At 53.2% G+C, this 26,422-nt stretch carries 28 protein-coding genes; 19 read left to right on the top strand and 9 right to left on the bottom strand.

Translation table 11 applies throughout. The features are described 5' to 3' along the window. Nucleotides 1–36: 36 nt before the first annotated feature. Entirely contained in the window at nucleotides 37–864 is an 828-nt protein-coding gene (locus CA948_RS05980; RefSeq protein WP_094196919.1) for an AraC family transcriptional regulator, read from the top strand. On the opposite strand, the gene CA948_RS05975 is transcribed toward CA948_RS05980, so the two are convergent. Continuing rightward, nucleotides 813–1,565, bottom strand: coding sequence for a glutamine amidotransferase (locus tag CA948_RS05975; RefSeq protein WP_108727568.1), 753 nt, complete (start codon nucleotides 1,563–1,565; stop codon nucleotides 813–815). The two genes, CA948_RS05980 and CA948_RS05975, sit on opposite strands and share 52 nt — an antisense overlap. After that, a complete protein-coding gene (crcB, locus tag CA948_RS05970) occupies nucleotides 1,562–1,948 on the bottom strand; it encodes a fluoride efflux transporter CrcB (protein WP_108727567.1) in 387 nt (128 codons plus the stop codon). The genes CA948_RS05975 and crcB overlap by 4 nt, the downstream gene beginning before the upstream one ends. Before the next feature lie 200 nt (nucleotides 1,949–2,148). On the opposite strand from crcB, the gene CA948_RS05965 reads away from it, so the two are divergent. The 3 genes from CA948_RS05965 to CA948_RS05955 all read left to right on the top strand — a co-directional run bounded on the left by CA948_RS05965 (nucleotide 2,149) and on the right by CA948_RS05955 (nucleotide 4,921). Further along, on the top strand, nucleotides 2,149–3,801 hold the full coding sequence (locus CA948_RS05965) for an acyl-CoA synthetase (RefSeq protein WP_094198364.1): 1,653 nt from the start codon (nucleotides 2,149–2,151) through the stop codon (nucleotides 3,799–3,801). A 74-nt stretch (nucleotides 3,802–3,875) separates the two neighbouring features. Next, nucleotides 3,876–4,361 (top strand): YajQ family cyclic di-GMP-binding protein, encoded by a 486-nt coding sequence (locus tag CA948_RS05960; protein WP_108727566.1) that lies wholly within the window; start codon nucleotides 3,876–3,878, stop codon nucleotides 4,359–4,361. A gap of 47 nt (nucleotides 4,362–4,408) precedes the next feature. After that, entirely contained in the window at nucleotides 4,409–4,921 is a 513-nt protein-coding gene (locus CA948_RS05955; protein ID WP_376913072.1) for a GNAT family N-acetyltransferase, read from the top strand. Nucleotides 4,922–5,086: 165 nt separating this feature from the next. On the opposite strand, the gene CA948_RS05950 is transcribed toward CA948_RS05955, so the two are convergent. Together CA948_RS05950 and pta are read right to left on the bottom strand one after the other, a co-directional pair. Continuing rightward, the gene (locus CA948_RS05950) at nucleotides 5,087–5,845 is read right to left on the bottom strand and encodes a sulfite exporter TauE/SafE family protein (protein WP_094196915.1); all 759 of its coding nucleotides are present in this window, start codon (nucleotides 5,843–5,845) and stop codon (nucleotides 5,087–5,089) included. Continuing rightward, the gene (gene pta, locus CA948_RS05945; RefSeq protein ID WP_108727565.1) at nucleotides 5,842–6,843 is read right to left on the bottom strand and encodes a phosphate acetyltransferase; all 1,002 of its coding nucleotides are present in this window, start codon (nucleotides 6,841–6,843) and stop codon (nucleotides 5,842–5,844) included. The genes CA948_RS05950 and pta overlap by 4 nt, the downstream gene beginning before the upstream one ends. A 138-nt stretch (nucleotides 6,844–6,981) precedes the next feature. Here pta and CA948_RS05940 point away from each other — a divergent pair, with 138 nt between their 5' ends. Continuing rightward, on the top strand, nucleotides 6,982–7,791 hold the full coding sequence (locus CA948_RS05940; protein ID WP_094196913.1) for an IclR family transcriptional regulator: 810 nt from the start codon (nucleotides 6,982–6,984) through the stop codon (nucleotides 7,789–7,791). Here CA948_RS05940 and CA948_RS05935 read toward each other — a convergent pair. After that, nucleotides 7,760–9,493, bottom strand: a complete 1,734-nt coding sequence (locus tag CA948_RS05935; protein WP_108727564.1) for a cobaltochelatase CobT-related protein — start codon at nucleotides 9,491–9,493, stop codon at nucleotides 7,760–7,762. The two genes, CA948_RS05940 and CA948_RS05935, sit on opposite strands and share 32 nt — an antisense overlap. A gap of 14 nt (nucleotides 9,494–9,507) precedes the next feature. Next, entirely contained in the window at nucleotides 9,508–10,473 is a 966-nt protein-coding gene (locus CA948_RS05930) for an AAA family ATPase (protein ID WP_094196911.1), read from the bottom strand. Between the two features lie 208 nt (nucleotides 10,474–10,681). Here CA948_RS05930 and xsc point away from each other — a divergent pair, with 208 nt between their 5' ends. The 8 genes from xsc (at nucleotide 10,682) to CA948_RS05890 (ending at nucleotide 19,268) form a co-directional block, all read left to right on the top strand. Continuing rightward, complete coding sequence (xsc, locus tag CA948_RS05925) at nucleotides 10,682–12,496, top strand: sulfoacetaldehyde acetyltransferase (RefSeq protein WP_108727563.1); 1,815 nt, start codon at nucleotides 10,682–10,684, stop codon at nucleotides 12,494–12,496. Between the two features lie 76 nt (nucleotides 12,497–12,572). Continuing rightward, nucleotides 12,573–13,379, top strand: a complete 807-nt coding sequence (locus tag CA948_RS05920; RefSeq protein WP_094196909.1) for a thiazole synthase — start codon at nucleotides 12,573–12,575, stop codon at nucleotides 13,377–13,379. Between the two features lie 28 nt (nucleotides 13,380–13,407). Next, the gene (locus CA948_RS05915) at nucleotides 13,408–13,797 is read left to right on the top strand and encodes a nuclear transport factor 2 family protein (RefSeq protein WP_108727562.1); all 390 of its coding nucleotides are present in this window, start codon (nucleotides 13,408–13,410) and stop codon (nucleotides 13,795–13,797) included. A 1-nt stretch (nucleotide 13,798) separates the two neighbouring features. Further along, nucleotides 13,799–15,247, top strand: coding sequence for an NAD(P)/FAD-dependent oxidoreductase (locus tag CA948_RS05910; protein ID WP_094196907.1), 1,449 nt, complete (start codon nucleotides 13,799–13,801; stop codon nucleotides 15,245–15,247). Between the two features lie 94 nt (nucleotides 15,248–15,341). Further along, complete coding sequence (locus CA948_RS05905; protein WP_094196906.1) at nucleotides 15,342–16,334, top strand: TRAP transporter substrate-binding protein; 993 nt, start codon at nucleotides 15,342–15,344, stop codon at nucleotides 16,332–16,334. Between the two features lie 116 nt (nucleotides 16,335–16,450). After that, nucleotides 16,451–17,017: a TRAP transporter small permease gene (locus CA948_RS05900; protein WP_094196905.1), complete on the top strand. Its 567-nt coding sequence runs from the start codon at nucleotides 16,451–16,453 to the stop codon at nucleotides 17,015–17,017. Nucleotides 17,018–17,020: 3 nt separating this feature from the next. Next, nucleotides 17,021–18,361 carry a TRAP transporter large permease gene (locus CA948_RS05895; protein ID WP_108727561.1) on the top strand — a complete coding sequence of 447 codons (1,341 nt, stop codon included), beginning with the start codon at nucleotides 17,021–17,023 and terminating at the stop codon, nucleotides 18,359–18,361. A 1-nt stretch (nucleotide 18,362) separates the two neighbouring features. Then, nucleotides 18,363–19,268, top strand: a complete 906-nt coding sequence (locus tag CA948_RS05890; RefSeq protein WP_108727560.1) for a cache domain-containing protein — start codon at nucleotides 18,363–18,365, stop codon at nucleotides 19,266–19,268. Between the two features lie 68 nt (nucleotides 19,269–19,336). Here the strand turns inward: CA948_RS05890 and CA948_RS05885 are convergent, their stop codons facing one another. After that, complete coding sequence (locus tag CA948_RS05885; RefSeq protein ID WP_094196902.1) at nucleotides 19,337–20,098, bottom strand: ABC transporter permease; 762 nt, start codon at nucleotides 20,096–20,098, stop codon at nucleotides 19,337–19,339. Then, the gene (locus CA948_RS05880) at nucleotides 20,095–21,039 is read right to left on the bottom strand and encodes an ABC transporter ATP-binding protein (RefSeq protein ID WP_094196901.1); all 945 of its coding nucleotides are present in this window, start codon (nucleotides 21,037–21,039) and stop codon (nucleotides 20,095–20,097) included. Before CA948_RS05880 ends, CA948_RS05885 begins: the two co-directional genes overlap by 4 nt. 61 nt (nucleotides 21,040–21,100) lie before the next feature. Between CA948_RS05880 and tadA the strand changes: the two genes are divergently transcribed. The 6 genes from tadA (at nucleotide 21,101) to CA948_RS05850 (ending at nucleotide 25,947) form a co-directional block, all read left to right on the top strand. After that, entirely contained in the window at nucleotides 21,101–21,649 is a 549-nt protein-coding gene (gene tadA, locus CA948_RS05875) for a tRNA adenosine(34) deaminase TadA (RefSeq protein ID WP_166727010.1), read from the top strand. 39 nt (nucleotides 21,650–21,688) lie between these two features. Continuing rightward, nucleotides 21,689–22,651: an LD-carboxypeptidase gene (locus tag CA948_RS05870; RefSeq protein WP_094196900.1), complete on the top strand. Its 963-nt coding sequence runs from the start codon at nucleotides 21,689–21,691 to the stop codon at nucleotides 22,649–22,651. A 63-nt stretch (nucleotides 22,652–22,714) separates the two neighbouring features. Beyond that, complete coding sequence (locus tag CA948_RS05865; protein ID WP_094196899.1) at nucleotides 22,715–24,313, top strand: ABC-F family ATPase; 1,599 nt, start codon at nucleotides 22,715–22,717, stop codon at nucleotides 24,311–24,313. Between the two features lie 8 nt (nucleotides 24,314–24,321). Next, complete coding sequence (locus CA948_RS05860; protein ID WP_094196898.1) at nucleotides 24,322–24,918, top strand: IMPACT family protein; 597 nt, start codon at nucleotides 24,322–24,324, stop codon at nucleotides 24,916–24,918. Nucleotides 24,919–25,128: 210 nt separating this feature from the next. After that, a complete protein-coding gene (locus tag CA948_RS05855; protein ID WP_094196897.1) occupies nucleotides 25,129–25,659 on the top strand; it encodes a peroxiredoxin family protein in 531 nt (176 codons plus the stop codon). A 24-nt stretch (nucleotides 25,660–25,683) separates the two neighbouring features. Continuing rightward, the gene (locus CA948_RS05850) at nucleotides 25,684–25,947 is read left to right on the top strand and encodes a DUF2024 family protein (RefSeq protein ID WP_094196896.1); all 264 of its coding nucleotides are present in this window, start codon (nucleotides 25,684–25,686) and stop codon (nucleotides 25,945–25,947) included. A 64-nt stretch (nucleotides 25,948–26,011) separates the two neighbouring features. On the opposite strand, the gene trxA is transcribed toward CA948_RS05850, so the two are convergent. After that, on the bottom strand, nucleotides 26,012–26,392 hold the full coding sequence (trxA, locus tag CA948_RS05845; protein ID WP_094196895.1) for a thioredoxin: 381 nt from the start codon (nucleotides 26,390–26,392) through the stop codon (nucleotides 26,012–26,014). Between the last annotated feature and the right edge of the window lie 30 nt (nucleotides 26,393–26,422).

Here is a 26,422-nt window from a genome sequence, read left to right as displayed (position 1 = left end):
CCGTAGACTTTTTTGGGGGTTTATCGCTAAACGGATATGGATTATCGACAAACGGACATTCTGATGCCGGCGGAGCCAATTCCAGCGAGTTTGCAGCAGTTGCGCTACCTGCCCAGGCCTTTGTATGGCCAGGAGCGTACCTTGCCCAATCAAGCTATTGCTCGTCCTCATCGACATCCCTGGGTGCAGTTTTCCTATGCCCTGACTGGGGTGATCGAGGTGCGCACGGCCAGTGGTCGTTTCATGGCACCGCCTCAGCAGGCGGTATGGGTGCCTGCAGGCGTTGAGCATGGGGTGCGTAGCTCGCCCGATGCTCAGATTCGTAGTCTTTATATTGATGTCAGTGCCTTGCCTGAAGCACCAACGGCGTGTCGCGTGGTGATCGTAGACCGTTTGTTGCGCGAGCTGATTCGCGAGTTCAGCCTTTTGCCTGTGTTGTATGAGCGAGAGGGGGCACAGGGGCGCCTGGTGCAGGTCTTGCTGGATCGTTTGCTGGCTGCACCTGAAAGCGGCCTGATTCTGCCCTGGCCTTCGGACCCGCGCCTCTTGCAAGTGTGTGAGCAATTGCAGGCCCACCCATCGGGTGACTGGAGTTTGCAGGATCTGGCAGGGCAACAGGGTTTGTCCGAAAAAACCTTGAGCCGTTTGTTTCGCCAGCAAACGGGGTTGACGTTTCGGGTCTGGCGTCAGCGCTTGCGTGTCATGAGTGCCTTGCCTCTTTTGGAGCGACATGAAAGGGTGACCGATGTCGCCCTGGCATGCGGCTACGACAGCATGTCGGCCTTTGTAGCGGCTTTTCGGGATTTGATGGGTCAAACCCCTGGCGAATTTTTCCGTCGTCCACTGGGACCGCTGGACGAGTAAATCTGCACAAAACGGCACAGCAGACGACGGGCGTCAGGCGTGTCCTGAATGGGGTCTGCCAGGGTTTTCGGGTCTATGCCCTGGGCTCGCCAGGACTCAGCGTTTCGCAGCACGCAGTATCGCAGCAGGCCGGCAAAAAACTCAGGGTGAAATTGGATTGACCACTGCGCGGGGCCGTACCGCAGGATTTGATAGGGGTCGTGGGCGGAACTGCCCAGCACTTGCACATGGTCCGGCAAACTCAGCACACTTTGCTGGTGCGTGAGCAGGGCAGGGAACTGCATGGGTAGATGGGTCAGCAACTCATGCTCGTGCGCCTGCTCGGACAGGTGAATGGGTAGATAGCCCACCTCGGCCCCCAGAGGATGGTAATCCACACGTCCGCCCAAGGCGTGAGCCATTAATTGATGACCGTAGCAAATACCCAGCAAAGGCATGGGGGTCTGATAGCGCTCCCGAATCCAGGCGGCCAGATTTTCGCTCCAGTCCGGCTCGTCAGTGACCATGCTCCAGGAACCGCTGATCACGACAGGGTCCGGGCAGTCTGCTGCGGGCAGGGCCTTGTCCTGATGGACTCGCCAAGTGTGGACATTCACCTCCAGAGCTTGCAAGGCACGTTTGAACCAGGCGTTCTGATTCCCGAAACGTTGCTCCACATCCGGTGGAGGGGAGCCGGCTTGCAGAAAATGCACGTCTATCATGTCTGTCCCCGCAGCAGGCCCCAGGTGGCCATGCCCAGACCCAGCATCAGCAAGGAGCCGACGACATGGATGGCGATGCCGCCCAAGGCCCAGATATAACGCTGTTGCATCATCAGGGTCATGATTTCGGCAGAGAAGGTAGAGAAGGTCGTCAGGCCGCCCAGGAAACCTGTCATGATGAACATGCGCCAGCCTTCGTGGCCCAGCCCCAATCCGCTGAAATAGGCCATCGCAATGCCCATCAAATAGCTGCCAAGCAAGTTAGCCAGCAAAGTACCGGGGGGCAGCGTAGGGAACAGGACATTGAGACCTTGGCTCAGGAGCCACCGCAGCAGTGCGCCCAGTGCACCTCCGGCGGCAATATACAGCATGGCTACGGGCATGAAGCACCTTCGGGTAGGGGGCAAACTGTCAGCGAGCAGTCAGCCGGTCGCGATATATACCTTAGATAGCGTGTCATTATGCGCCTCTATAGCTGAAAAGGCGACCTTGCCCAAAGCGCTGTAGCCAGCTAATGTATGAGCGCAATTATCAGACGGACCGCCGTGGATTTCGGTTAGCCCGCCCTTTTTTTGGAGACTTTGTGGTGAGTATTTACGATCAGGATTTGCCCCAGACAGACGCCAATTATCGTGTTTTGTCGCCGCTGGATTTCATCGAGCGCAGTGCTTTTGTCTACCCTGACTACCCGGCTCTGGTTTACGGGCCCGCCCAAAACGGCATCAAGATGAACTGGTCGCAGCTTTATGCTCGCACCCGTCAGCTAGGTAGTGCCTTGTCCAAGGCAGGGATAGGCAAGGGCGACACCGTGGCCGTGATGTTGCCCAATACTCCGCCCATGGTTCAGGCTCACTTTGGCGTGCCGATGTGTGGCGCCGTGTTAAACACCTTGAATACCCGTCTGGATGCCAGCACCATCGCTTATATGCTTGATCACGGCGAAGCGCGTGCGGTTCTGGTGGATAGCGAATTTGCCGCCGTCATGAAAGAAGCCCTGAGCCTGCGCGAAAGCAAAGAGCCCATTCTGGTTATTGACGTCGTGGACACTTATTTTGACACTGGCGCAGAGCGCATCGGCTCGCAAACCTATGAAGAGTTTGTTGACGGAGGTGACCCGGATTACGAATGGCAATTGCCCGCCAACGAGTGGGATGCAATTGCCCTGAACTACACCAGCGGTACTACCGGCAAGCCCAAAGGCGTGGTCTATCACCACCGTGGCGCGTATCTGGGGGCCTTGTCCAACGTCTTGGAATGGGACATGCCCAAGCATGCGGTCTATCTGTGGACCCTGCCCATGTTCCATTGCAATGGTTGGACTTTCCCTTGGGTGATCGCGGCTCGTGCTGGCGTGAACGTCTGTTTGCGCAAGGTGGAAGCCCAGGCCATGGTGGACAATATGGTCGATTATGGCGTTACCCACTACTGTGGTGCGCCCATTGTGCATTCCTTGCTGGTCAACTCCGACGAAGCCTTGAAGTCCCGCCTGCCCAAGGGTGTGTCGGCCATGGTGGCAGGCGCTGCACCTCCAGCCACCATGATCGAAGGCATGGAGCGTATGGGTTTTGTACTGACCCACGTTTATGGCCTGACTGAAACCTATGGTCCAGCCTCGGTCTGTGCACAACATGCTCCCTGGAATGAACTGGGCATTCAGGAACGTGCGCAGCGCAATGCCCGCCAAGGCGTGCGCTATCACCTGCAAGGGGCAGTGCAGGTTCTGGATCCACAGACCATGCAGCCTGTACCTGCAGATGGTCAGACCATGGGCGAGATCATGTTCCGTGGCAACATCACCATGAAGGGCTACCTGAAAAATCCCGAAGCCACTCAGGAGTCCTTGGGAGCAGGCTGGTTTCATACTGGCGATCTGGCAGTGTGCGAACCCGACGGCTATGTGCGCATCAAGGATCGCAGCAAGGACATCATCATTTCCGGGGGCGAGAATATTTCCTCCATCGAGATTGAAGACGTCATGTATCGGCATCCGGCCGTGCAGGCGGCCGCTGTCGTCGCTCAGCCTGATGAACGGTGGGGCGAAGCGCCTCATGTCTACGTGGAACTGCGTCCCGGTGCGGAAGTCACCGTGGAAGAACTGCGCGCGCATTGCCGTCAGTACTTGGCTGGCTTTAAAATACCGCGACATTTCAGCTTTATAGAGTTGCCCAAAACGGCAACAGGTAAAATACAGAAATTCGCGCTGCGTCAGCAGGCCAAGCAAGCCGCTTCGGACTAAGACCAGCGTTTTCTAAAAAGCACACAGGTCGCTTTATGCGGCCTGTCTGCACTTAAGGAACAGGACGGTTAGGAATGCCATCTTTTGACGTTGTATCCGAGGTCAATACCCACGAATTGCGTAACGCAGTCGAACAAGCCAGCCGCGAGTTGGCTACCCGTTTTGACTTCAAAGGTACGGATGCCAAATTTGAACTTGAAGACGAGAACACCATTTTGCAGTCGGCTCCCAGCGTGTTTCAACTGGAGCAAATGATGCAGATTTTGCGTGGTCGTATTGCAGCCCGTGGTATTGATGTGCGTTGCCTGGATACGGAAAAAGTGCTGGAAAACGTGGCCGGTGCCCGTCAGAAAGTGAAAGTGCGCCAGGGGCTGGATCAGCCTACGTCCAAGAAGCTGATTGCCGCCATCAAGAACGCCAAGCTGAAAGTGGATACGCAGATTCAAGGTGAGAAACTGCGTGTGACTGGCAAAAAACGGGACGACTTGCAGGCTGCCATCGCGTTGCTTAAACAGACCGAGGTGGAATTGCCTTTGCAGTACGATAACTTCCGCGATTAACAAAGTGAAATGGCACGGTGGTGGTAGTGGGCCGCTGTGTAGTAGGTATGACTTTACAGATTGAATTAATGCGTTTGCATGATCTGGACCAGGTGCTGGAGGTTCAGGCTGATGTGTATGACGCGGATATTCTGGAAGACCGCAGCTTTTATCAGAACCGCCTGGAACTGGCGCCGGAGAGCTGCTGGGTGGCACGCGATGCCGACGATCAATTGCAAGGGTATCTGGTGTCCTATCCCTGGGCGGGGCTGTTGCCGCCGTCCCTGGGGGATGCCTTGAACAGCTTGCCTGCGCCTGCAGACCAATGGTTTATTCACGATTGCGCCGTGATGCGCCGAGCACAAGGCCGTGGTGTGGCGGGGGCCTTGTTGCAGGCCGGTCGTCGCTACGCCTGGCAGCGTGGTCTGCGTCGTTGCAGCCTCGTGTCTTTAGGACCGGCAGTAGGGTATTGGCAGCGTCTTGGCTATAAGCCCATTGAAGGTGTTCCTGCTCCCGTGCTGGAAGCAAAGTTGCGTCAGTATGGCGATCAGGCCAGTTTCATGGACTGTCTGATTGTCTAAAAAATGGCCGGAATATTCCGGCCATTTTTTATTTCAGGGCGCTGTGATAAGAGCGTGTGGTGTATTGATTCTGTTTAATGAGATTGCACGTTTTTTTTATCAGGACGGCAGCCAGAAAATGGGAAAATCCACGAATGATTGCCCCCCGATCACACAGAAAGATGTTTATAGCAATCTGCTGAGACTGCGTACTATCAAGCTGGCACCAATCAATATCAAGGTAGCAAAGGTGATGTGGCGTACTGCGTTCACGCTGATAGGGGGCGGAAAGCGTTGTGTGAGGAGGGTGACCAAGGCCACGCAAGGGACGGCTAATAAGGTGGTGGTCAGCGTAGCTTTCGGAAAGCCGATAGTAATGAACTCGTACAGACTGCGGGAAAAGGCAGTACATGCAAAAATCAGCAGCAGCATATTGCGAGTGACGGTCAAGCTGATGGGTTGCCTGTACAAGTGAAAAATAATCGGTGGCCCAGGAATACCAAATAAGCCCCCACATAGCCCAGAAATAAAGCCTACGGAGAAGAAAGATCGTAGGCGGGATATCTTTTTCTGTTGGCGGGGGCGTAAGGCAAAGGTGATGCCGCCATAGCTAATCACGCAGCCCAGCAAGAGCTCCAAAATACTGGTGGCCTGGGTATTTAGGAAATTTAATAGCACGACACCCAGTATGCTGGCGGGGATGACACCCAATAGGGTGGTATTTGCCAAACGCCAGTCTATATGGTGCAGGTGTCGAGGTAAGGCGACACCGCTATTGACCAAGCTTACCAGGCTGACTACTGAGGCAATAAATGGCATATCCGTCAGTCCTGCAGCACTGTTGATCCCTATAACAATCATCGCCAGACCAAAACCTGTGACGGTTTGAAAATAGGTGCCGATAGCAATAATGAGCAGTAAAAGCAGTGTGGAGGTCCAGCTCATGATGTGGACAGCGCTTGCAAACAGGTGATAGCGATGACAGCGTAAATATCGTCACTGCTGCAGCCTCGGGAAAGGTCGTTGGCAGGTTTTCGTAAACCTTGTAGCAGGGGGCCAATAGCGGTCAGTTGGCCCAGACGTTCAGCGGCCTTGTAGGCGATGTTGCCTGCCTCAAGGTTGGGGAAAATTAATACGTTCGCCAGTCCCTTCACATGTGAATCAGGTAGTTTGCGCGCCGCAATAGCAGGTACTAAAGCGGCATCCAACTGTATGTCTTCATCAATGGCTAAATCAGGGCAACGTTGCTTAACCAACTGTGCGGCCTTGATAACCTTATCGACGGCGGGGTGGTGCGCGCTTCCGGCAGTAGAGAAAGACAGCATGGCGACACGCGGTTCCGTCTGCAGCAAGGCTCGGGAAGACTGAGCAGCCGCTTGGGCAATACAAGCCAGTTGTTCGGCAGTAGGGTCAACCACTAAACCGCAGTCACTAAAAATCATTCCTCCTTGAAAGGGGTGGTGGGTTTGGCACATCAGCATCAAGAAAAAGCTGGACACGAGCTCTGTCCCAGGTGCTTTCCCGATTAACTGCAAGGCACAACGAACCACATCGGCAGTGCTATATACCGCCCCAGCAACAGACCCACCGGCAACACCGCTATGCACCAGCATGTTGGCAAAACATAAGGGGTCTTGTATTTGAGTCGCGGCATCTTCGGCGCTCATGCCTTTGGGAGCCCGCAGGGCTAACAACTGTGTCTCCAGGCAGGCGCGCAAGGTGGAGTCACGAGGATCTTCGATGCGCAGGCCCTTCAGTGAAATCGCATGTTGTTGAGCGCAAGTCTCAATAGCGACGCGAGACCCTACGACAATAATCTGGGCGACGCCGTCGGTTTGGGCGCGTTGCGCGGCGCTTAACACTCTAGGGTCATCGGCCTCGCACAATACGATGGTGGCAGGTTGACGACGTGCCGCCTCAATGATGTTGTCCAGTAAGCGCACTCTACACCTCTTCTTGATTATTGAGATTAATTGTTCTGTTTAATGAGATATATAGCAGATTTTTTGGGTTTGCAACAAGATTCAAGTATTTTTTGCTATACAATGGCCTGTAAAGAGTCTAAAAAATGAGTCCTGTATATGACTGAAAAACAAGCAAAAGTACGTGAGTCAAAAGTAAAGAACGCTGGCGATACACCCACTATGCGTTTGTTCAGCATCTTGGAACTCATTGCCAGTCAGGATCGTATGTTTGCTCTGCAGGATGTGGTCGATGCGATTGAGCTGCCCAAACCAACCGTGCATCGTATGTTGCAGCAACTGGAAGGGGCCGGTATGTTGGCCCGCGATACGGATGGCAGGCATTACTGTGTGGGCGGACGTTTACGTCGCCTGGCTGAAGATTTACTGCTCAACGACACGAAATACGGTGCCAGGCGGGCGGTGCTGCGCAATTTGGGTAACGAGCTAGGTGAAAGCTGTAACTTGACGGCACTGTCTGGTGGCGAGGTGCTCTATCTGGACAGGGTTGAAACCGAGGCGCCTTTGCGCTTTTATTTACGCCCCGGATCACGAGTGCCTATTCATTGCTCTGCCAGCGGTAAAGTGCTGTTGGCACAAATGAGTCCTGCACAACGTCGTCGTTTGTTGGCCGAGATTTCCTTGGAAAGCTATACCAAAAACACCATCACCACCTTGGATGAGCTGGAAAAAGAGTTGGCGCTGGTTAAGGAATGTGGCTATGCCTTCGACAACGAAGAGTTTTTGCCTGGTTTGTTTTGTGTGGCGGTATTGGTGCCTCGCGCTGATGGCGGGCGCTCCAATATGGCGGTTGCCATGCAAGCACCTGTGATGCGCATGACACCCGATAAGGCGCTGTTGTGTTTGCCCGCATTAAAACGGGCGGCTACCGCTTTGGCTAAGATTGAGACCCAGGGCCACAGCGAGTAGGGCGTAGGCTACGCACAAAGTCATCCAGAAAGTGGTTATCCAGGCCGTGCTCAAAATCTGCAATCAGCGTATTCGTATAGAGCCGACTTAGATCCAGACCTATGCCTATACCCCACACCTCTATGCCTTGTTGGCTTGCCTGTGCCAACACCTGTAGCAGGTGATTTTCCAAATAATGTTCGTGATTGCCGAGCTTGGTCGCACTGTCCATCGGACAGCCATCCGATAGCACATAGAGAATCCTGCGTTCGCTTTGTTGTGACAGCAATCGTCGGCATGCCCATTGCACGGCTTCGCCATCAATGCCTTCACGGTAATAGTCCAGTTTCATCAGTGCGGTGATGTCTCGGTTTGCTCGTTTCCAAGGTGTGTGTGCCGGCTTGAAAATACGATGGCTGACTTCATTTAATCGGCCCGGATTGGCAGGGCGTTGCCGTGCCATCCAGCGCTTAAACGGCTTGCCGCCATTCCATGCATGCGTCGAGAAACCCAGCACCTCTGTTTGGGCACCGGCTTGTTCCAAAGCGCGGCTAAGCATGTCCACCATTAGCGTTACCGTTTCGGCATGGTGTTTCATTGAACCTGAGCAATCTACCAGGAAGCTGATACTGCATGGTGTATGGGCGGCCAGCATCGCTTGTCTGAACAGACGACGCTCGTTGGGGTTGCTCACCAGTTGACTTAGCCGTGCACCATCAATGTACCCATCTTCTTGATCGTTCTCCCAGCGCGGGTTGCTATATACCGTCAAGGCACGCCGGAGGCGTTGTACCAGCAGGTTTAGGTGCACGTGCTGGTGGGCAATACGCTGATTAATCTGCTCCCTATAGGCGTTGAGCAACTCGGGACGTATGAGTTCGGCCAGCTGCTCTTCTTTGTCATATTGCTCGTCGTACACCTGATACTGTTCTTGCGTATGCTGAGACGGCGGCTCGGTATTGCTGATAGTGTGTGCAATTGACGCCACTCCGTCCCCATCAAAATCCAGCAGTAACGAAAAATCATCCCACTCGGGTTCATTTTCCGGATCGTTTGCACAGGCAGGCTGTGCTTGGCGCATCGCTTCCACTTCTTGCTGCACCAGTGCAGCTACCTGTAGTGCGTAGGTGGCGTATGTGGTCTGGTCATTACGGTGCTTGCGTAATTGATACAGCAACGGGCCCAGCTCCGGCGTTAAGCCAGCACGGGTGCTTTCAATGAAATCCTCGGTTTCTGCATAGACGGGCAGTGCATTCAAACGGCTCCAACACATCTGTGCCACGGTATAGAGCCAAATGCCTAACTCACTTTCCGTGTGGCGGGCGTGGTAGTAACCTGCCGACCAAAAATAGAAACGTTGCTGCAAATTATGGCGCATGCCGGGCATAGAGCTTGGGGCTAAAGATTCGGTGCGCAGCGCCTCCAGCCAATCAAAAATTAATCGGGATACGGCGGTCGAGGGCATCAGTTGCTGATGCAGGCTGCTGCGGGTATGCAGTAAACGCAAGGCGAGGCTATCGCTCACGCCCCGCATGCTTTGTAGGGTTTCTATTTTATGTAAATGCAGGTGAGGAGCCAAAGCGACCAAGGGACGATTGGCTTTGAAAAAAAGTTGCTGTCGTATGTGTACGTGTGCATCGTCGGCCAAGGTGCGTGTCACCATGGCGCTTAGTTCACGTATGCGGCGTTGCTCACGCAGATCAGGCTTGGCTGGGGTGCTCATGCGGTGTTCCTGGGTCAGGCGGTTGCGTCGCTGGGTACCAGCTCTTCGTTAAAGCAGCGTTGATACAGCTCCTTTACCAGGTTTTGTTCACTTTCATCGCATTTGTTGAAGAAAGAGACGACAAAAGCACGGCGCTTGTCGTGAAAGAGGGTGCAGTTCTCCGCCCAGGTAATTACGGTGCGCGGTGACATTAGCGTGGATAAATCGCCCACAGAGAATGCTTGTCGGGTCAGGTTGGCTAGCGCCACCATGGCTTGTATATCGTGCTTGCCCTGCTCGGTATTTTTACTGGGCACGCGTCCCAAAACAATGGCTTCTTCTTGGGCGGCAGGCAGATAATTCAGGGTGCTGACAATGTTCCAACGATCCAGTTGGGCATGGTTCAGGCTATGAGTACCTCTATATAAGCCAGTCTGATCGCCTAGGCCCAAGGTGTTGGTCGTGGCAAAAATACGGAAGTAGGGGTGAGGGTGCAAAACACGGTTTTGATCCAGCAGGGTAAAGCGGCCATCTTGTTCCAGTATCTGTTGAATCACGAACATTACATCGGGTCTGCCTGCATCGTACTCGTCCAGTATCAAGGCCATCGGGCGTTGCATTGCCCAAGGAATAACCCCCTCCTGAAAGCGTGTGACTTGCAGCCCGTCTTGAATGGTAATGGTGTCTTTACCTACTAAATCTAAGCGGCTGATATGACCGTCCAGGTTCACGCGTATACACGGCCAATTCAGTCTGGCGGCCACTTGTTCTATGTGTGTGGATTTCCCTGTGCCGTGTCTGCCTTGTATGAGGACGCGTCGGTTGTGAGCGAAGCCGGCAAGCAATGACAAGGTGACCTCAGGATCAAAACGGTACGCCTTATCAAGAGCAGGGACGTACTCTGAGCGTTCACTGAAAGCCGGTACATGCAATGCGCTTTTTATACCAAATTCCGTATTTACTGAAACGGTATGTTCGGGTATCTCTGTTTTTTGCGACATCTTTACTCCTTTAGCTCATACTTAGGGTTTCCATCTATTTATACACAATTTATGGTACTAAATATATCGAATATCGAGATTATTAGCTATTTTCTGATTGACAGCCTATTTTTTTCTCGATAAGGTGATCAAAAGATCTCGAATAATAAGATTTTTGATAGATATGGTGTGCCAGACACTGACTTTGTATATCAATGGAGACTAGGTGATGAGCCAGGTAGCAGATAACCGTAAACCGGTAAGCGGATTAACAAAAATGACCCCGTCAGAGGCGTTTGTAGAGACCATGGTGTCCTACGGCGTGAAGGATATGTTTGGGATTATGGGGTCCGCTTTTATGGACGCCATGGATATTTTTGCTCCAGCAGGGATCCGTTTGATTCCTGTTGTGCATGAGCAGGGGGCGGCGCACATGGCTGATGGTTATGCCCGCGTATCCGGTAAACATGGTGTGGTGATCGGCCAGAACGGCCCTGGCATTAGTAATTGCGTGACCGGCATTGCGGCCGCTTACTGGGCGCATAGCCCTGTGGTGATTGTGACGCCAGAAGCAGGTACCAATACGATGGGTCTGGGTGGCTTCCAGGAATGTAATCAGCTGCCTATGTTCCAGGAGTTCACCAAGTATCAAGGGCATGTCACCAATCCTGCTCGTATGGCCGAATACACAAGCTTGTGTTTCGAGCGTGCGATGACAGAAATGGGGCCAACTCAATTGAATATTCCACGTGACTACTTCTACGGCGAAGTGACATGTGAGATCCCTGCACCCCGCAAACTGGATCGTGGTCACGGCGGTGAGAAAGCACTGGAAGAGGCCCTGGAGTTGCTGTCCAAGGCTAAATTCCCAGTCATTATTTCTGGCGGCGGTGTGGTCATGAGCGATGCTGTCGAGGAATGCAAAGCCTTGGCCGAGCGCTTGGGAGCACCCGTTGTAAATAGCTATCAGCACAATGATTCGTTCCCTGCCAGCCATCCACTGTGGTGCGGTCCTTTGGGTTATCAAGGTTCGAAAGCAGGTATGAAGCTGATCTCGCAAGCTGATGTGGTGATTGCCCTGGGCACGCGATTGGGACCATTCGGCACCTTGCCTCAGTACGGCATTGATTACTGGCCCACAAACGCCAAGATCATCCAGATCGATGCCGACCACAAAATGCTGGGTTTGGTGAAAAAAATCTCCGTTGGTATTTGCGGTGATGCCAAGGCTGTAGCCAAAGAATTGCTGGCTCGTGTGAATGCACATGAGCTGGCAAGCGATGCAACGAAAGACGAACGTGCAGCGACCATTGCTGCAGAGAAAGCAACATGGGAAGCGGAGCTGGATTCGTGGACACATGAAACCGACCCATACAGCTTGGACATGATTGCTGAAAACGCCAAAGAGAAAACCTTTACTGGCGGAGAGTACCTGCACCCGCGTCAAGTATTGCGTGAGCTTGAAAAAGCCATGCCTGACGACGTGATGGTGTCTACCGATATTGGGAACATCAACTCTGTGGCTCATAGTTACCTGCGCTTTGAAAAACCACGCAGCTTTTTTGCACCGATGAGCTTTGGTAATTGTGGTTACGCTTTGCCAACCATTATTGGTGCCAAAACAGCTGCGCCCGAGCGTCCCGCCGTGTCGTATGCCGGTGATGGCGCATGGGGCATGAGCATGATGGAAATCATGACAGCAGTGCGTCATGAAATTCCAGTGACGGCGGTGGTTTTCCATAACCGACAGTGGGGTGCCGAGAAGAAGAACCAGGTGGAGTTCTACAACCGCCGCTTTGTCGCCGGTGAACTGGACAATGCCTCGTTTGCAGACATTGCCAAAGCCATGGGGGCGGAGGGTATAGTCGTGGACCGTTTGGAGGATGTGGGTCCTGCATTCAAACGCGCGATTGACATGCAGATGAAGGAGGGGAAAACCTGCGTGTTGGAAATCATGTGTACCCGGGAACTGGGCGATCCGTTCCGTCGTGATGCACTGAAGCGTCCTGTGCGTTTGCTGGAAAAATATAAAGACTACGTCTAATTTTTTCAGATTGAGTGGTGCCTGGAGGGGTTGCTTTGCCCCTCCTGTTGAGGTCAACAAAAGAACAGGCTGTTTTATGGAAGATGCACTCGTTATAGCAGGCCGCTCATACCAATCCAGACTGCTGGTAGGCACTGGCAAATACAAGGACTTTGTTGAAACCCGTGAAGCTGTTGAGCAGAGCGGGGCAGAGATTGTCACGGTTGCCATCCGCCGTACCAATATCGGTCAGGAGGCGGGTGAGCCCAGTTTGCTGGACTACGTTTCTCCGCAGGACTACACCTATTTACCTAACACGGCAGGTTGCTTCAGTGCCGACGATGCAGTACGCACACTGCGCCTGGCGCGTGAGCTGCTCGATGGCCACTCCTTGGCAAAACTGGAAATTTTTGGGAGTGAGAAAAACTTGTATCCCAATATGCCTGAAACCTTGAAGGCCGCGCAAACGCTGGTTAAAGACGGTTTTGATGTGATGGTGTATTGCTCTGACGACCCGATACAAGCTCGTATGCTGGAAGACATGGGGTGTGTAGCCATCATGCCACTGGCCTCCATTATCGGCTCGGGCATGGGTATCTTGAACCCATGGAATATACGTCTGATCCTGGACCAAATAAATGTACCTGTGCTGTTGGATGCCGGGGTGGGAACGGCTTCAGATGCCACCATCGCCATGGAACTGGGGTGTGATGCGGTGCTGATGAACTCTGCCATTTCCTACGCACAAGATCCCATTCGTATGGCACGAGCCATGCGCAGGGCCGTGCAGGCGGGACGCGATGCGTTTTTAGCCGGACGCATGCCCAAGAAACATTATCTGGCCGAAGCCTCATCGCCTACGACAGGGCTCATACATAGCAATGCACGGCCGGTAGTGCAATAACGACGATAACTGGAAGGAGCACAAGAAAATGAATCAAAAATTAGAACTATTGAAAGCGTACACCCAAGCTTGGAATGACCATGACCTTGACGCCATCATGAGCATGATGACCAACGATTGTGTGTTCTACGCGATCGCGGGTAATGAGGTTGTAGGCACGACTCATCAGGGCCATGAGAAAGTACGCGTGGCCTTTGAGTCTGCCTGGAAGAACTTCCCGGATGCTGCATGGTTAGATGGTGACTTCTACATGTTGGATGCTAACCATGCCGTGTCTACGTCTCGCTTTAAAGGCACAGACTTGAATGGCGGTAAACATGAAGCACTGATGGTGGATTTGTTCACTTTTGAGGGTGACAAAATTGCCATTAAAAATGCCTTCCGCAAGAATCGCCCCCCAGTGACCAGCGGGGAATAATATGCTCCAGGAAACGTCAAAACAGACTGCGGCTGAGACGTTAGGGCAAGCGACACCCGCTAGACGTGCTTATGACCCAGCTTATGATCCACTCGCGACACATAGCAACCCTGGAGAAGGTACGGAATATGCGCCTACGTATTGGATAGGCACGGCGGGAGAACCTCCCGAAGATGATGGCCCCATTACCCACGATATCGAAGTGGATGTGGCCATCATCGGTTCCGGTTTCACCGGTTTGACCACAGCCATTTTTCTGGCACAAGAACACGGCATCAAAGCAACAGTGCTGGAAGCTAACCGCAGCGCCTGGGGTTGCAGTACCCGTAACGGGGGGCAGGCGCAGTGTGCGTCAGGTCGCCTAAAACGTTCGCAATGGATTCAGCGTTGGGGGTTGGATACTGCTCTCAAAATGCACCGTGAGTGCGTAGAGGGCATGGAAAACTTTAAAGAGCTGATCAAAGACATAGACTGTGATCCGCAACCGGGTGGCCATTTGTATATTGCTCACCGCGAACGGCTCATGCCCGTACTGGAAAAAGAAGCGGCGCTGCTACGAGACACCTTTCAGTACGACGCCCGTATTCTTGGTGCAGATACGGTACGTAATGAGTGGGTGAATGACCGTGAGGCTCATGGGGCGATGCATGAGCCTGAAGGTATTGGGATACACGCTGGCAAATTGGCTTTTGGGTATTTAAAAAAGGCGCGTGCTTTGGGCGCTACCGTCCACCCCTCCAGCCCCGTGCAGAGTTGGAAAACGCGTAATGGCTACCACTACTTGCAAACACCGGGTGGTGTTGTGAAAGCCAAAGCCGTTGGCGTGGCTACCGGTGGCTATACCTCGAATGGTTTGCATGCAGAGCTCAAAAATCGCTTGTTGCCGATTTTGTCCAACTCTCTGGTGACCCGTCCCCTGACGCCCGCTGAGATTGAAGCCTGCCATTTCTATACGCATCAAGTACTGACTGATACCCGAGTGCTACGTAATTACTACCGCCTGCTGCCCGACAATCGTTTGCAGATAGGCAGCCGCAGTGCGATTACGGGTAAAGATGCCCCACAACGCAAGTACCAAGATCTGTTGGTAGGAGCAATGGAGCGCAAGTTTCCAGAGCTAAAAGGCATTGAAATTGCGTATTCCTGGTGGGGCTGGGTGGATGTCAGTCACGATATGATGCCGCGCATTGTACAGCCTGACCCACAACACACTATTTATTACGCGATGGGGTATGGCGGTAATGGCGTGATGTACTCATCCCAGGCAGGTCGACGCATGGCGCAATGGATTGCAGGTAAAGGCCAGGAGCTGGATCTGCCTATTTTCCAAGATAGATTGCCATTTCCGAATGTCAGGGAAATGGTGGAGTCAGAGTTTTTTGCTCCGTTCAGACGATTTGGCCAGCGTTTCTTGTATCGCTGGTATCACTTGAAAGATGAGGCGCTGTAAGGACTGAAATCCCCAGGCATTGGAAAAAGGAGTCTGGTGCCTGGTTTTGCTGTAGTGACACATACACCTCTGGAAAAAGAGGGAGGAGACTTGGATGACACTCAAAAAATGGCTCACAGGTTCTGTCTGGGTAGCAAGTTTGTTGTTGGCAACGACAGCAAGTGCTGCCACCTTCAAGGTGGCGATTGGTGATGCAGCAGGCGGAACTCAATATGAACTGGGCAAAGTATTTGCCGAGCAGTTAAAAGAAAAAAGTGGTGGTAGTGTGACCGCAGATTTGTTCCCAAACAGTCAGTTGGGCGATGAACAAGATACGATTAATGACGCCGCGATGGGCCTGCTGGATTTCTCGATTCTAGCGATCAACAACATCACTCCGTTCTCGCCCAGTGTGGCTGTGCTCACAATGCCTTACGTAATCCAAAGTCTGGAAGACGCAAGAACCTTGACGCAAGGTGATGTTGGCAAAGAACTTACCGAAAAGACGATTCGTGATGCGGGTGTGCGTATTGTCGGTTGGTCGTATTCCGGCTTTAGGGTTCTGACTAATTCCAAACGTCCTGTACGCAGCCTGGATGACCTGAAAGGCTTGATCATTCGTGTACCCAAAAATGAGCTGATGATCGCTTTCTATAATGCCTTGGGTGTAAATCCGACACCGATGGCGTGGAACGAAACCTTCACCGCATTGCAGCAAGGTGTGGTCGACGGTCAGGACAATCCTTACATCACTATTTCTGCCATGAAGTTTGATGAAGTGCAGAAGTACATTACTCCGATTCGTTACCTGTTCTCGTTAGAACCATTGGTAATGAGCGAGCAAGTATTCCAGGCGCAAACTCCTGAGGTCCAGGCGTGGATTCTGGAAGCAGGGCAAGCTGCTACTGAGTACAGCTACGAATATATCCAGGTCACGGAAGACAACATCAAGCAAGAGTTGCAAGCAGCGGGTATGGAAATCGTAGAGCTTGCCAACAACGAGCAGGACTGGATTGACGCAGCCACCACCAAAGTGTGGCCTGCATTTTACGACTCGATTGGCGGTAAAGAGCGCTTGGATGCTGTTTTGGCCACGCTGAATCGTTAAACCCTATTTCTCATCAAATCGTGAATTGCTGCAGATACCTGCCGTAGGCTGGTATCTGTCTTGATGCTGCCCGATATACGCCCCAGTCAGGTGAAAGCGGGATGTTGGAGACAGGTATGACGATCAAAAGAGTAGCGCTACACATAGTCGACCACATAGAAGAATACATTTGTGCTTTCTTGCTTGGCGCCTTTGTGCTTCTGTTATTTGTACAGATTATTTTGCGGCAGTTTTTTGCGTACAGTATTCCGTGGGGTGAAGAGGTGGCAACCTATATGTTTGTATGGTTTGCCTATCTAGGGGCTGTCGTAGCCGCCAAAATGTCAGCACACAATCGGGTGACGTTTCAGTTCAGGTTCTTTCCGCCCATTGTAAAGAAAGTGACAGAGTCTATTGCTGATTTGCTTTGGGTGGCCTTTAACTTGTATTTCACCTGGCTGAGTTACGAATTTGTGTTTAATCGCATGAATTTGTTTTGGAGGTCGCAGACAACTGGTATTCCCATGAAGTATTTCTTCATGGTGTTGCCAGTTGCCTTTTTACTGATGTCTCTACGTATTTTGTGGAATAACTATTTGATCTGGTTTAAGCATGTAGAGCTGGTAGACCCTGAAAGTCAAGAATTAGAAGCAATCAAGCGCCAGGGGGCTGAAGCCCGCGATAGCGTGGTGGAAGGAGCCTAATCCATGGAGCAGTCTATTGTCGGGTTATTGTTTGGTGGGTTTTTTGTATTGTTGCTGCTAGGCGCGCCTATTACGGTGTCGCTGGCCGGCGCCGCCATGTTTTCATTTTTGGCCCTTGGGAAAAACCCCATCTCTTTTGTTCAAATTGCCTTTACCTCAGTTGGAAGCTTTCCTTTGATGGCATTGCCTGCCTTTATTTTGGCAGGTGCGTTGATGGAAGCAGGCGGGATCTCGCGACGTTTAGTTGATATTGCAGAAACAATGGCGGGGCCAGTTACAGGTGGCTTGGGTATGGCAACCGTTCTTGCTTGCCTGTTCTTTGGAGCTATTTCGGGTTCTGGCCCTGCCACCACTGCGGCTGTCGGGATGTTGATGATTCCGGCAATGACGCAGCGTAACTACGACTTGAGCTATGCCTCAGCGTTAACGGCATCATCAGGCGGTTTGGGAATTATTATTCCACCCTCTATTCCTATGGTGATTTTTGGTATCTCGGCCTTGGGATTACGGCCACCCGCAGAAGCCATCGCTTTGCATGGTCAATTTTCTACGGTTTCCATTTCCAAATTATTTATTGCCGGCGTGGTTCCAGGGATAATCATGGCATCTAGCATACTTGTAATGAACTACGCCATTTCACGTAAGTCCGGATATAAAGGTATTGGTTCGGGGTGGTGTTTTTCGGATTTGAAAAAATCCGTGCGCCGTGGCATATGGTCTATTTTCGCGCCGGTCTTTATCTTGGGCGGAATTTATGCGGGCTTCTTTACCCCTACAGAATCAGCCGTCGTGGCTATTGTCTATACCTTGTTCGTAGGTGTTTGCATTCATCGGGAAATGAGCTGGATAAAATTATTCAATTCTTTGCGAACCACGACCTGGATTACGGGTCGCGTTTTGTTGATTTTATTTGCAGCAACCGTATTTGGCCGCTTGCTGGTCGAGCAGCGTATTCCTGCCTTGATTGCTGAGTCCTTGATCGGCTGGACAGACAATATGTATTTGATCTGGACCATCCTGATTGTCTTCTTGCTGTTCGTGGGCATGTTCATGGAAACACTGGCTGCCATCATGATTTTGGTGCCCGTGTTACTGCCTGTGACGTATATGTTGGGGGTAGACCCTACGCACGTTGGGATTGTGGTGATTTGTACCTTGTCTGTGGGTTTTATTACACCGCCATTAGGAGAAAACCTGTTTGTGGCATCGGGCATAGGGGGAGCGACCGTAGAACAAGTCGTAGTCAAAGCATTGCCATTTATTCTGGTGTTGGTAGTGGCTGTCTTTATCATCGCTTTCACCCCTGGTCTATCACTCTGGTTACCTGGATTAATGGGGTATTGAGATGAGTATTGTGCATAACTTTCTGGCTGCGGTAGTGGTCGGGGCGTCGCTAACGTGCGCGAGTGGCGTACAGGCTGGCGCGCCCGGTGTGGCGCAGGCAACAGGCTTGCTGCCTACCACGATTGGAGCGCAACAACAGCGCGCGCATCAATTATTGGACAAGGCGATAGCGCACATACGCCAGAACGGCCCCCAAGCGGTGAATGATTTCACACACGATCCGGCCTTTATTGACCGTGATTTATACGTATATAGCGTGAGTCTTGCGGGCCAGATGTTGTCTAGCGGTGGCTGGTCGGCGGGCTTGATAGGGCAGAACGTATTGAGTGAAACGGACGATGCCGGGCAGCCTTTTTTTAGCCAGATGTTAGTGTTGGCGAAACAAAACCAGTCCGGGAGTATTGAGTACTACTGGTTTAATCCTAATGAAGGCAAGCATGAAGTCAAAATTACGTATTTTGAGGTCGTGGATGGGATGGTGATTGCCGTCGGGTTTTTTCCTGGCTACCCAACCGAGGAACAGGCCAAGCAAATGCTGGAGCAGGCGATGAGCGAATACTTTGCTGATCCTGTAGCCGCGCTACGTAAATTCCGTAATAAACAGGGCGAGTTCAGGCGCCAGGATCAATATGTGTTTGTACTGGACAAAGCGCAGCGCAAGGTGGTGCTGAATCCTGTATTCGCGGAGAATAACGATGTCTCGGTGGATGATATTACCGATGTGCAAGGCCAGCATTTTCTACGGGAAATGTTGGAGCATGCCTCACCTAACACGATCCAATCTATTGATTACTGGTGGCTAAGCTCCGAAACACGCCAAGTGGAGCACAGACGGGCGTTTTATCAACAGATGGGGGAGATGGTGATCGCTGTGGGCACTACTGTGTTTCCTGAATCCCCCCCTTGATAAAAGACTTTGTTCCAACCTTGCCGGCCTTTTCAGGCCGGTTTTTTTATGTGTGATCGCGAGAGAGGTCAAGGCCGCAACCGGTATCCCGTCTTGAAAATCCAGGCAGCCACGCCCAGAAACACGCTTAAAAACAGCAGTGTCATCCCCAGGCTCAGCCACACATTCACATCGGCCAGATCAAAAAAGCTCCAGCGAAAGCCGCTGATCAGGTACAGCACTGGATTCAGCAAGGTCAGCTTTTGCCAGAATTCGGGCAGCATGTCGATAGAGTAGAAAGTGCCGCCCAGAAAGGTAAGGGGGGTCAGAATCAGCATGGGCACAAACTGTAGTTTTTCAAAATTGTCGGCCCAGATGCCAATAATGAAACCCAGCAGGCTGAAGGTCAGGGCGGTCAGTGCCAGAAAGCACAGCATCCAGACGGGGTGGGCAATCTCGTAAGGGACAAACAAGCGCGCCGTAATCAGGATGATGGCCGCCAGAAACAACGACTTGGTGGCTGCTGCACCGACAAAGGCCAGGGTCACTTCAAAGTGGGAAATGGGCGCTGACAGAATCTCGTAGATATTGCGGGTAAAGCGTGGAAAGTAAATCCCGAAGGCGGCGTTGGAGACGCTATGCGTCAGCACTGACAGCATGGTCAGCCCAGGCACAATAAATGCGCCGTAGGGCACACCGCCAATTTCATTGAAGCGATGGCCGATGGCAGCGCCGAACACCACAAAATACAAGGCGGTAGAAATCACGGGTGCCACAATGCTTTGCAGCAGTGTGCGACGGGTGCGCGACATTTCGTAGCGGTAAATAGCCAGAATGGCGTACCAATTCATGATTGTGCCCCTACAAACTCAACGTAAATATCTTCCAGACTGCGTTCACGGGTATGGATGTCGGTAATGTTCAGCCCTGCTTGGCCGATAGCCGCCAGCAAGCTGCTCAAATCGTGTTCCTGGTCGCGGTTGTTCAAGGGGTAGAGCAGACTCATGCCGTCCGCGGAGGTCTGTAGGCCCAGTGAACCCAACGAGGCGGGTAGGGCGCTGAGCGGCTCAGCCAAAGTCAAACTTAGGGTTTTGCCGCCCAGGCGGCGCATCAGATTATGTTTGGTCTCGACCAGTTGCAGTGAGCCTTTATTGATAAAGCCAATGCGGTCCGCCATTTCCTGGGCTTCTTCGATGTAGTGGGTGGTCAAAATAATGGTGACCCCTTGATCACGCAATCGCTTGACCAAGGCCCACATGCCTTGGCGCAAGGCCACGTCCACACCGGCGGTCGGTTCATCGAGAAACAGGATTTCAGGTTCGTGAGAAAGCGCTTTGGCAATCAGTACGCGGCGCTTCATGCCGCCCGAGAGCGTAATCAAGGGGCTGTCTTTTTTATCCCACAAGGACAAGTCTTTCAGAATCTGTTCAATCAGGGCCGGATTGGCGGCTTTGCCAAACAGGCCACGACTGAAACTGACGGTATTCCAGACGGTCTCGAAGGAGTCGGCGCTCAGCTCTTGTGGCACTAAGCCAATTTTCTGGCGGGCGCGCTTGTAGTCGGTGACATTGTCTGCCCCATCTACCAGGACGGTGCCGCTGCTGCGATTGACCAGCCCGCAGATAATGCTGATCAAGGTGGTTTTGCCTGCGCCGTTGGCACCGAGCAAGGCAAAGATTTCGCCTCGCCAGATATCCAGGTCTAAAGCGTGCAGGGCTTGATGCCCGTTTGCGTATTGTTTGCTCAGGCCTCGAACACGCAAAATAGCGTGAGAATCAGGAGTGTTCTGCATAGACAGTAAAATGACCCTTTTGCTGTGCCGACAGGGTTTGAATAACGCAATGGATGTGACAATGCCAACTAGCTTACCACCGCAAACAGACAGTGACGTTTTGAGTGATGCTCAGGCGATGGCTTTAGCCCTGGAACAGGCTCAACTGGCAGCCAGCATCGGCGAAGTGCCGGTCGGTGCCGTACTATTGGATGCGGATGGCAGGCTGTTGTCTGTGGGCTCCAATCGCACGGTTTGCGACCATGATCCCACTCAGCATGCCGAGATCGTGGCCCTGCGTGCCGCAACCCGTAAGGTCGGTAATTACCGCCTACCCGGAGCCAGTTTGTTTGTGACTCTGGAGCCTTGCATGATGTGTCTGGGAGCCTTGCTGCATGCGCGTCTGTCACGCGTGGTGTGGGCGGCAGCCGATCCGAAGACCGGGGTGTGTGGTAGCGTGGAGTCCTTGCACTTGCATCCCACTCTGAATCACCACACCCGTGTTTCGGGCGGTTTGATGTCCGAGGAGGCGGCCCAGGCCTTACGGGATTTTTTCCGCGAACGACGGGAACAAAAGAAGTTGCAAAAGCAGGCTCAAACAGTCCAATCGCCGCTGGATGGCACCCCGTAGTCTCGCTAAAATATCAGCACTTTATTATCAAGGTTCATCATGAGCAGCCCCGAGCACGACCACCATCACCATCACCACGAACATGGCCAATGCCATTGTGGGCAGCAGGACAGTTCGGGCATTTACCTGTTTTCGCCCTCTGGCCAGATCCTTGAACCCAAGCGTTTGGAGCTGGCAAGCCAGCGTCTGAATCAGTTGGGCTTTGCCGTGGACATAGACCCGGACGCTCTGGAAGTGCACGAACGCTTTGCCGGTACGGACGCCCAGCGCCTGGCCGCTGTGCAGCGGGCCTTGCAGCAGCCCCAGCCCATTGTGATGGCGACACGCGGCGGCTACGGTTTAAGCCGCATTCTGGGCCAGATCGACTGGCGCGCGGTGGCCGATAGCGGCAAGCGTTTTGTGGGCATGTCGGATTTCACGGCCTTCAATCTGGCCTTGCTGGCGCAAACAGGGGCCATCAGCTACACCGGCCCCACGGCGATTGCCGATTTCGGCGGCGATGAAACCGATGAGCTGACCACCGAGCTGTTTGGCGAGTTGATGCGTGGCGAGTTGGAGTTGTTCAGCTTTGAGTCCGAGGATTCGGATGCTGTCGATGGCCATGGCATTTTGTGGGGCGGCAATCTGGCCCTGGTCTGCTCTTTGCTGGGCACACCTTATTTTCCCAATATTGACGGCGGCATCTTGTTTCTGGAAGACGTGGGCGAAGCCCCGTATCGGGTCGAGCGCATGTTGACGCAACTTTGGCATGCTGGCGTTCTGAATCGCCAAATGGCGGTGGTGTTGGGCCGTTTCACGGCCTACAAAACGGGCGCTTCGGATAATGGTTTCGATATGGATTCGGTGGTGCGCTGGTTGCGTGAAACCGTCAAGGTTCCAGTCGTAACGGGCTTGCCGTATGGGCATGTGGAGGTCAAAGTCAGCCTGCCTGTTGGCAAGGAAGTGGGCCTGGCCACCGAGGATGGCATGGCTTATCTGGTCCTGGATGAGCACGAACACTAACGGATTTCGCGCCTGCTTGATACACTACTGGGTTGAACTCAACCTTTTTCAAAGTACGTTTACGTGATCTCCACCGCTAATTTAACGATCCAGTTTGGTGCCAAGCCTTTATTTGAAAACGTCAGTGTCAAACTGGGCGGAGGCAACCGCTATGGCCTGATTGGTGCCAACGGGTCGGGCAAGTCTACCTTCATGAAAATCATTGGCGGCGACCTGGAGCCAAGCGGGGGTAATGTATCGCTGGACCCGGGCGTGCGCCTGGGCAAGCTGCGTCAGGACCAGTTTGCTTACGAAGACAAACGTGTGCTGGATGTGGTGTTGATGGGCCACACCGAAATGTGGAGCACCATGCAAGAGCGTGATGCCATCTACGATAATCCAGAGGCCACGGAAGAAGACTACATGAAGGCCGCCGAGCTGGAGGCGCGTTTTGCCGAGTACGACGGCTACACCGCCGAGAGCCGTGCCGGTGAACTGCTGATGGGTCTGGAAATTCCGGTCGAACAGCACCAGTTGCCCATGAGCGAAATTGCTCCGGGCTGGAAGCTGCGTGTGCTGCTGGCACAGGCCCTGTTCTCCAATCCTGATGTCCTGCTGCTGGACGAGCCGACCAACAACCTGGATATCAATACCATTCGTTGGTTGGAAGATGTGCTCAACAGTTACCAGAGCACCATGATCATCATCAGTCACGATCGTCACTTCCTGAACCAGGTTTGCACCCACATGGCCGACCTGGACTACGGCGAACTGCGTGTCTACCCCGGCAATTACGACGATTACATGCTGGCTTCCGTGCAGTCGCGCGAACGCGTGTTGGCGGCCAACTCCAAGGCCAAAGAGCGCATTGGCGAGCTGCAGGACTTTGTGCGCCGTTTTGCCGCCAACAAGTCCAAGTCCCGTCAGGCGACGTCGCGTCTGAAGCAGATTGGTCGCTTGAAAGCAGACACTATCGAAGTCAAACCTTCTTCGCGTCAGAATCCGTTTATTCGCTTTGAACAGAAAAAAGTCCTGCATCGTCTGGCCGTCACCATCGAAGGGCTGAGCAAATCCTACGATCATCCCGTTATCAAGAACTTCTCGGCCATGATTGATGCGGGCGAGAAAATTGCGATTGTGGGGGCGAACGGTGTGGGTAAGACGACCTTGCTGCGTTTGCTGGCTGGTGATCTGGCTCCCGACAGCGGTTCGGTCGTCTGGTCCGAAAACGCCGATATCGGCTACATGGCTCAGGACGTATCGGACGAATTCGACACCGAAGACAATGTGTTTGACTGGATCAGCCAGTTCCGTCAGGCGGGCGACGACGATCAGTCTCTGCGTTCTGTGCTGGGTCGCATGCTGTTCTCGGCCGATGACATCATCAAGCCTGTAAAGGTGTTGTCCGGTGGCGAGAAAAACCGCATGACCTTCTCGCGTCTGATGCTGGGCCGGCATAACGTCATGTTGCTGGACGAGCCCACCAACCACCTGGACATGGAGTCGATCGAGTCCTTGCAGATGGCCCTGGAAAAGTTCGAAGGCACCCTGATTTTCGTGTCCCATGACCGTGAGTTCGTATCCGGTGTGGCAACCCGCATTATCGAAGTGATGCCTGAAGGCCGTCTGGTTGATTACCGTGGTGGCTACGAAGACTACCTGGCCAGCCGCGAACAGGACTGAGGCTAGCGGTGGCCGTCTTTACCCTGCGTGAGCCCACCAGCTTTGAGCAGGACATCAAAAAAAGCCGTTTTCTGGCACTGGCTGCACCAGTAGACAGTGCCAGCCAGGCCTTGGCCTTCTTCCAGGCCAAGGCTGTGCCCGATGCTACGCATAACTGCTGGGCTTACAAGATCGGGGCTGAATACCGCTTTAACGACGACGGCGAGCCTGGAGGTACGGCCGGGCGCCCCATTTTGCAAGCCATAGAAGGGCAAGATTGCGACCGTGTCGCGGTGCTGGTCATTCGCTGGTTTGGGGGCGTCAAGCTGGGAACGGGCGGCTTGGTGCGTGCCTACGGCGGCGTGGCCGCTCAATGTTTGCGTCTTGCTGACAAGCAGGAACTGATTCCCATGGCCGCCTTGCGCTGCCGCTGCTCCTTCGCCGACTTGGCTTTGATTCAATCCCGTTTCGATAGTTTTGGCGTTCAGGTTCAGGACGAGCAATTCGACGCTGAAGGCGTGCAGTGGGTATTGAATCTGCCAGTCGAGCATAAGACGGAGTTCCAGCAGTCCTTTATCAATATGACGCGTGGCCAGGGCGAATGTGAGCCCCTGGAGCAAACGTAGGCTATCCTCCGTTCAGCAAGCCGGGTCGCAATGAGCTTGTTCTTGCCATCTGTATTGATAGGGCCTTTTTGGACGAAAAGGTATCTTTTCCAGACGATTGTCCCTTCGCGCTGTCCGGGCCGTGGCCATACTAAACACTTCTGATTCCTTCTAAGTCTGCATCCAGCCTGCGGGTATGATCGGGTTTAGTCAGCATTGTGGGTATATGTCATGTCCTACGAGATCCATGCCAGCCAGTGGCTCAATACGAGCGCGCCATTAAGCCTGTCATCCTTGCGTGGCCGCGTTGTGGTGGTCACTGCCTTTCAGATGCTTTGTCCGGGCTGTGTCATCAACAGCCTGCCGCAAGCCAAGAAACTCGATACCCTGTTCTCGCGCGATGATTTGCGCATTATTGGCCTGCATAGCGTGTTCGAGCATCATGCGGTGATGGGCCCGGCAGCCTTGCAAGCCTTCGCCCATGAGTATCGCTTGAATTTTCCTATTGCCATTGATCAGCCCTCAGACAGCGGCCCCTTGCCGCGCACCATGAAGGAGTGGGGACTGGGCGGCACGCCATCCACCATTATTTTTGATCGTGATGGCAATCTGGCTTTGAAGGAATTGGGCCATCTGGATGATTTGCGTCTGGGTGCGTTTGTCGGGCAGTTGATTGCTCGTCGCCCGGCCCAAGAAAACAAGAAAGAGGGGATGATGGAAAAGGAAGGCTCGTCCTCTTGCGGGCCTACGTGTACCTATTAGGTGTTTTGCTGAAAAGGGTTTGTCATGAAGATTGCCGTGTTTGATACCTACGTCGTGCGTCCTGACGGGCGGCGTATGCACTTTGATATTTTGGTCAGCGATGAGGCCAAGGATATGGACAAGGTCCTGAGTTATGGTCGGCGTTATCTCGAGGCCAAAGGGGTGAGTGTGGAAAGCTTCACCTCGCGAGAGTGTCGTTTTTGCCATACGGAAATGGCTTCCGCGCCGGTCGAGAATGAAATCAAACGTAGCGGTTTTGCGATTCTTGAATTGGAAAACTGCGAATAATGCAGACTCAGGCATAAAAAAACGCCAGACAAGTTGTCTGGCGTTTTTTGTGGAACTGGGCCGATTAAGCCTGGTCAGGCTGCTGATTTTGCTGAGCAGCAATTTCAGCATGGACTTTTTCCATGTCCACAGCCTGGACTTGCTCGATCAGATCGTCCAGTTGGGCAGCGGATAGGGCACCGGCTTGCGAGAACAGCAGAACGCGTTCACGGAATACCATCAAGGTTGGAATGGAGCGGATACGCAGGCCAGCAGCCAGTTCTTGCTCTTCTTCGGTGTTGACCTTGGCAAAGGTCACGTCGGGGTGCTTGGCCGCTGCCGCGTCAAAGACGGGGGCGAATTGGCGGCATGGACCGCACCAGGGAGCCCAGAAGTCGATGATCAGGGGTTTGCCGTCTTCTACTGCTGCCTGGAATGTTTCTTCGTTCAGTTCGACGATGCTCATGGGGGAGCCTCCGCAATAAAAAAGCGGCTG

The organism is Alcaligenes aquatilis (genome assembly GCF_003076515.1).
GTDB classification, from domain to species: Bacteria; Pseudomonadota; Gammaproteobacteria; order Burkholderiales; family Burkholderiaceae_B; genus Alcaligenes; species Alcaligenes aquatilis.
This window is presented reverse-complemented; position numbering and strand designations above follow the sequence as displayed.

Bases quoted from the DNA above. Each gene is read 5' to 3' on its own strand.
- CA948_RS05980 (WP_094196919.1), top strand. From the start codon at position 37: ATGGATTATCGACAAACGGACATTCTGATGCCGGCGGAGCCAATTCCA.
- CA948_RS05975 (WP_108727568.1), bottom strand. From the start codon at position 1,565: ATGATAGACGTGCATTTTCTGCAAGCCGGCTCCCCTCCACCGGATGTG.
- crcB (WP_108727567.1), bottom strand. From the start codon at position 1,948: ATGCCCGTAGCCATGCTGTATATTGCCGCCGGAGGTGCACTGGGCGCA.
- CA948_RS05960 (WP_108727566.1), top strand. From the start codon at position 3,876: ATGCCATCTTTTGACGTTGTATCCGAGGTCAATACCCACGAATTGCGT.
- CA948_RS05955 (WP_376913072.1), top strand. From the start codon at position 4,409: ATGACTTTACAGATTGAATTAATGCGTTTGCATGATCTGGACCAGGTG.
- CA948_RS05950 (WP_094196915.1), bottom strand. From the start codon at position 5,845: ATGAGCTGGACCTCCACACTGCTTTTACTGCTCATTATTGCTATCGGC.
- CA948_RS05940 (WP_094196913.1), top strand. From the start codon at position 6,982: ATGACTGAAAAACAAGCAAAAGTACGTGAGTCAAAAGTAAAGAACGCT.
- CA948_RS05935 (WP_108727564.1), bottom strand. From the start codon at position 9,493: ATGAGCACCCCAGCCAAGCCTGATCTGCGTGAGCAACGCCGCATACGT.
- CA948_RS05930 (WP_094196911.1), bottom strand. From the start codon at position 10,473: ATGTCGCAAAAAACAGAGATACCCGAACATACCGTTTCAGTAAATACG.
- xsc (WP_108727563.1), top strand. From the start codon at position 10,682: ATGAGCCAGGTAGCAGATAACCGTAAACCGGTAAGCGGATTAACAAAA.
- CA948_RS05920 (WP_094196909.1), top strand. From the start codon at position 12,573: ATGGAAGATGCACTCGTTATAGCAGGCCGCTCATACCAATCCAGACTG.
- CA948_RS05915 (WP_108727562.1), top strand. From the start codon at position 13,408: ATGAATCAAAAATTAGAACTATTGAAAGCGTACACCCAAGCTTGGAAT.
- CA948_RS05910 (WP_094196907.1), top strand. From the start codon at position 13,799: ATGCTCCAGGAAACGTCAAAACAGACTGCGGCTGAGACGTTAGGGCAA.
- CA948_RS05905 (WP_094196906.1), top strand. From the start codon at position 15,342: ATGACACTCAAAAAATGGCTCACAGGTTCTGTCTGGGTAGCAAGTTTG.
- CA948_RS05900 (WP_094196905.1), top strand. From the start codon at position 16,451: ATGACGATCAAAAGAGTAGCGCTACACATAGTCGACCACATAGAAGAA.
- CA948_RS05895 (WP_108727561.1), top strand. From the start codon at position 17,021: ATGGAGCAGTCTATTGTCGGGTTATTGTTTGGTGGGTTTTTTGTATTG.
- CA948_RS05890 (WP_108727560.1), top strand. From the start codon at position 18,363: ATGAGTATTGTGCATAACTTTCTGGCTGCGGTAGTGGTCGGGGCGTCG.
- CA948_RS05885 (WP_094196902.1), bottom strand. From the start codon at position 20,098: ATGAATTGGTACGCCATTCTGGCTATTTACCGCTACGAAATGTCGCGC.
- CA948_RS05880 (WP_094196901.1), bottom strand. From the start codon at position 21,039: ATGCAGAACACTCCTGATTCTCACGCTATTTTGCGTGTTCGAGGCCTG.
- tadA (WP_166727010.1), top strand. From the start codon at position 21,101: ATGCCAACTAGCTTACCACCGCAAACAGACAGTGACGTTTTGAGTGAT.
- CA948_RS05870 (WP_094196900.1), top strand. From the start codon at position 21,689: ATGAGCAGCCCCGAGCACGACCACCATCACCATCACCACGAACATGGC.
- CA948_RS05855 (WP_094196897.1), top strand. From the start codon at position 25,129: ATGTCCTACGAGATCCATGCCAGCCAGTGGCTCAATACGAGCGCGCCA.
- CA948_RS05850 (WP_094196896.1), top strand. From the start codon at position 25,684: ATGAAGATTGCCGTGTTTGATACCTACGTCGTGCGTCCTGACGGGCGG.
- trxA (WP_094196895.1), bottom strand. From the start codon at position 26,392: ATGAGCATCGTCGAACTGAACGAAGAAACATTCCAGGCAGCAGTAGAA.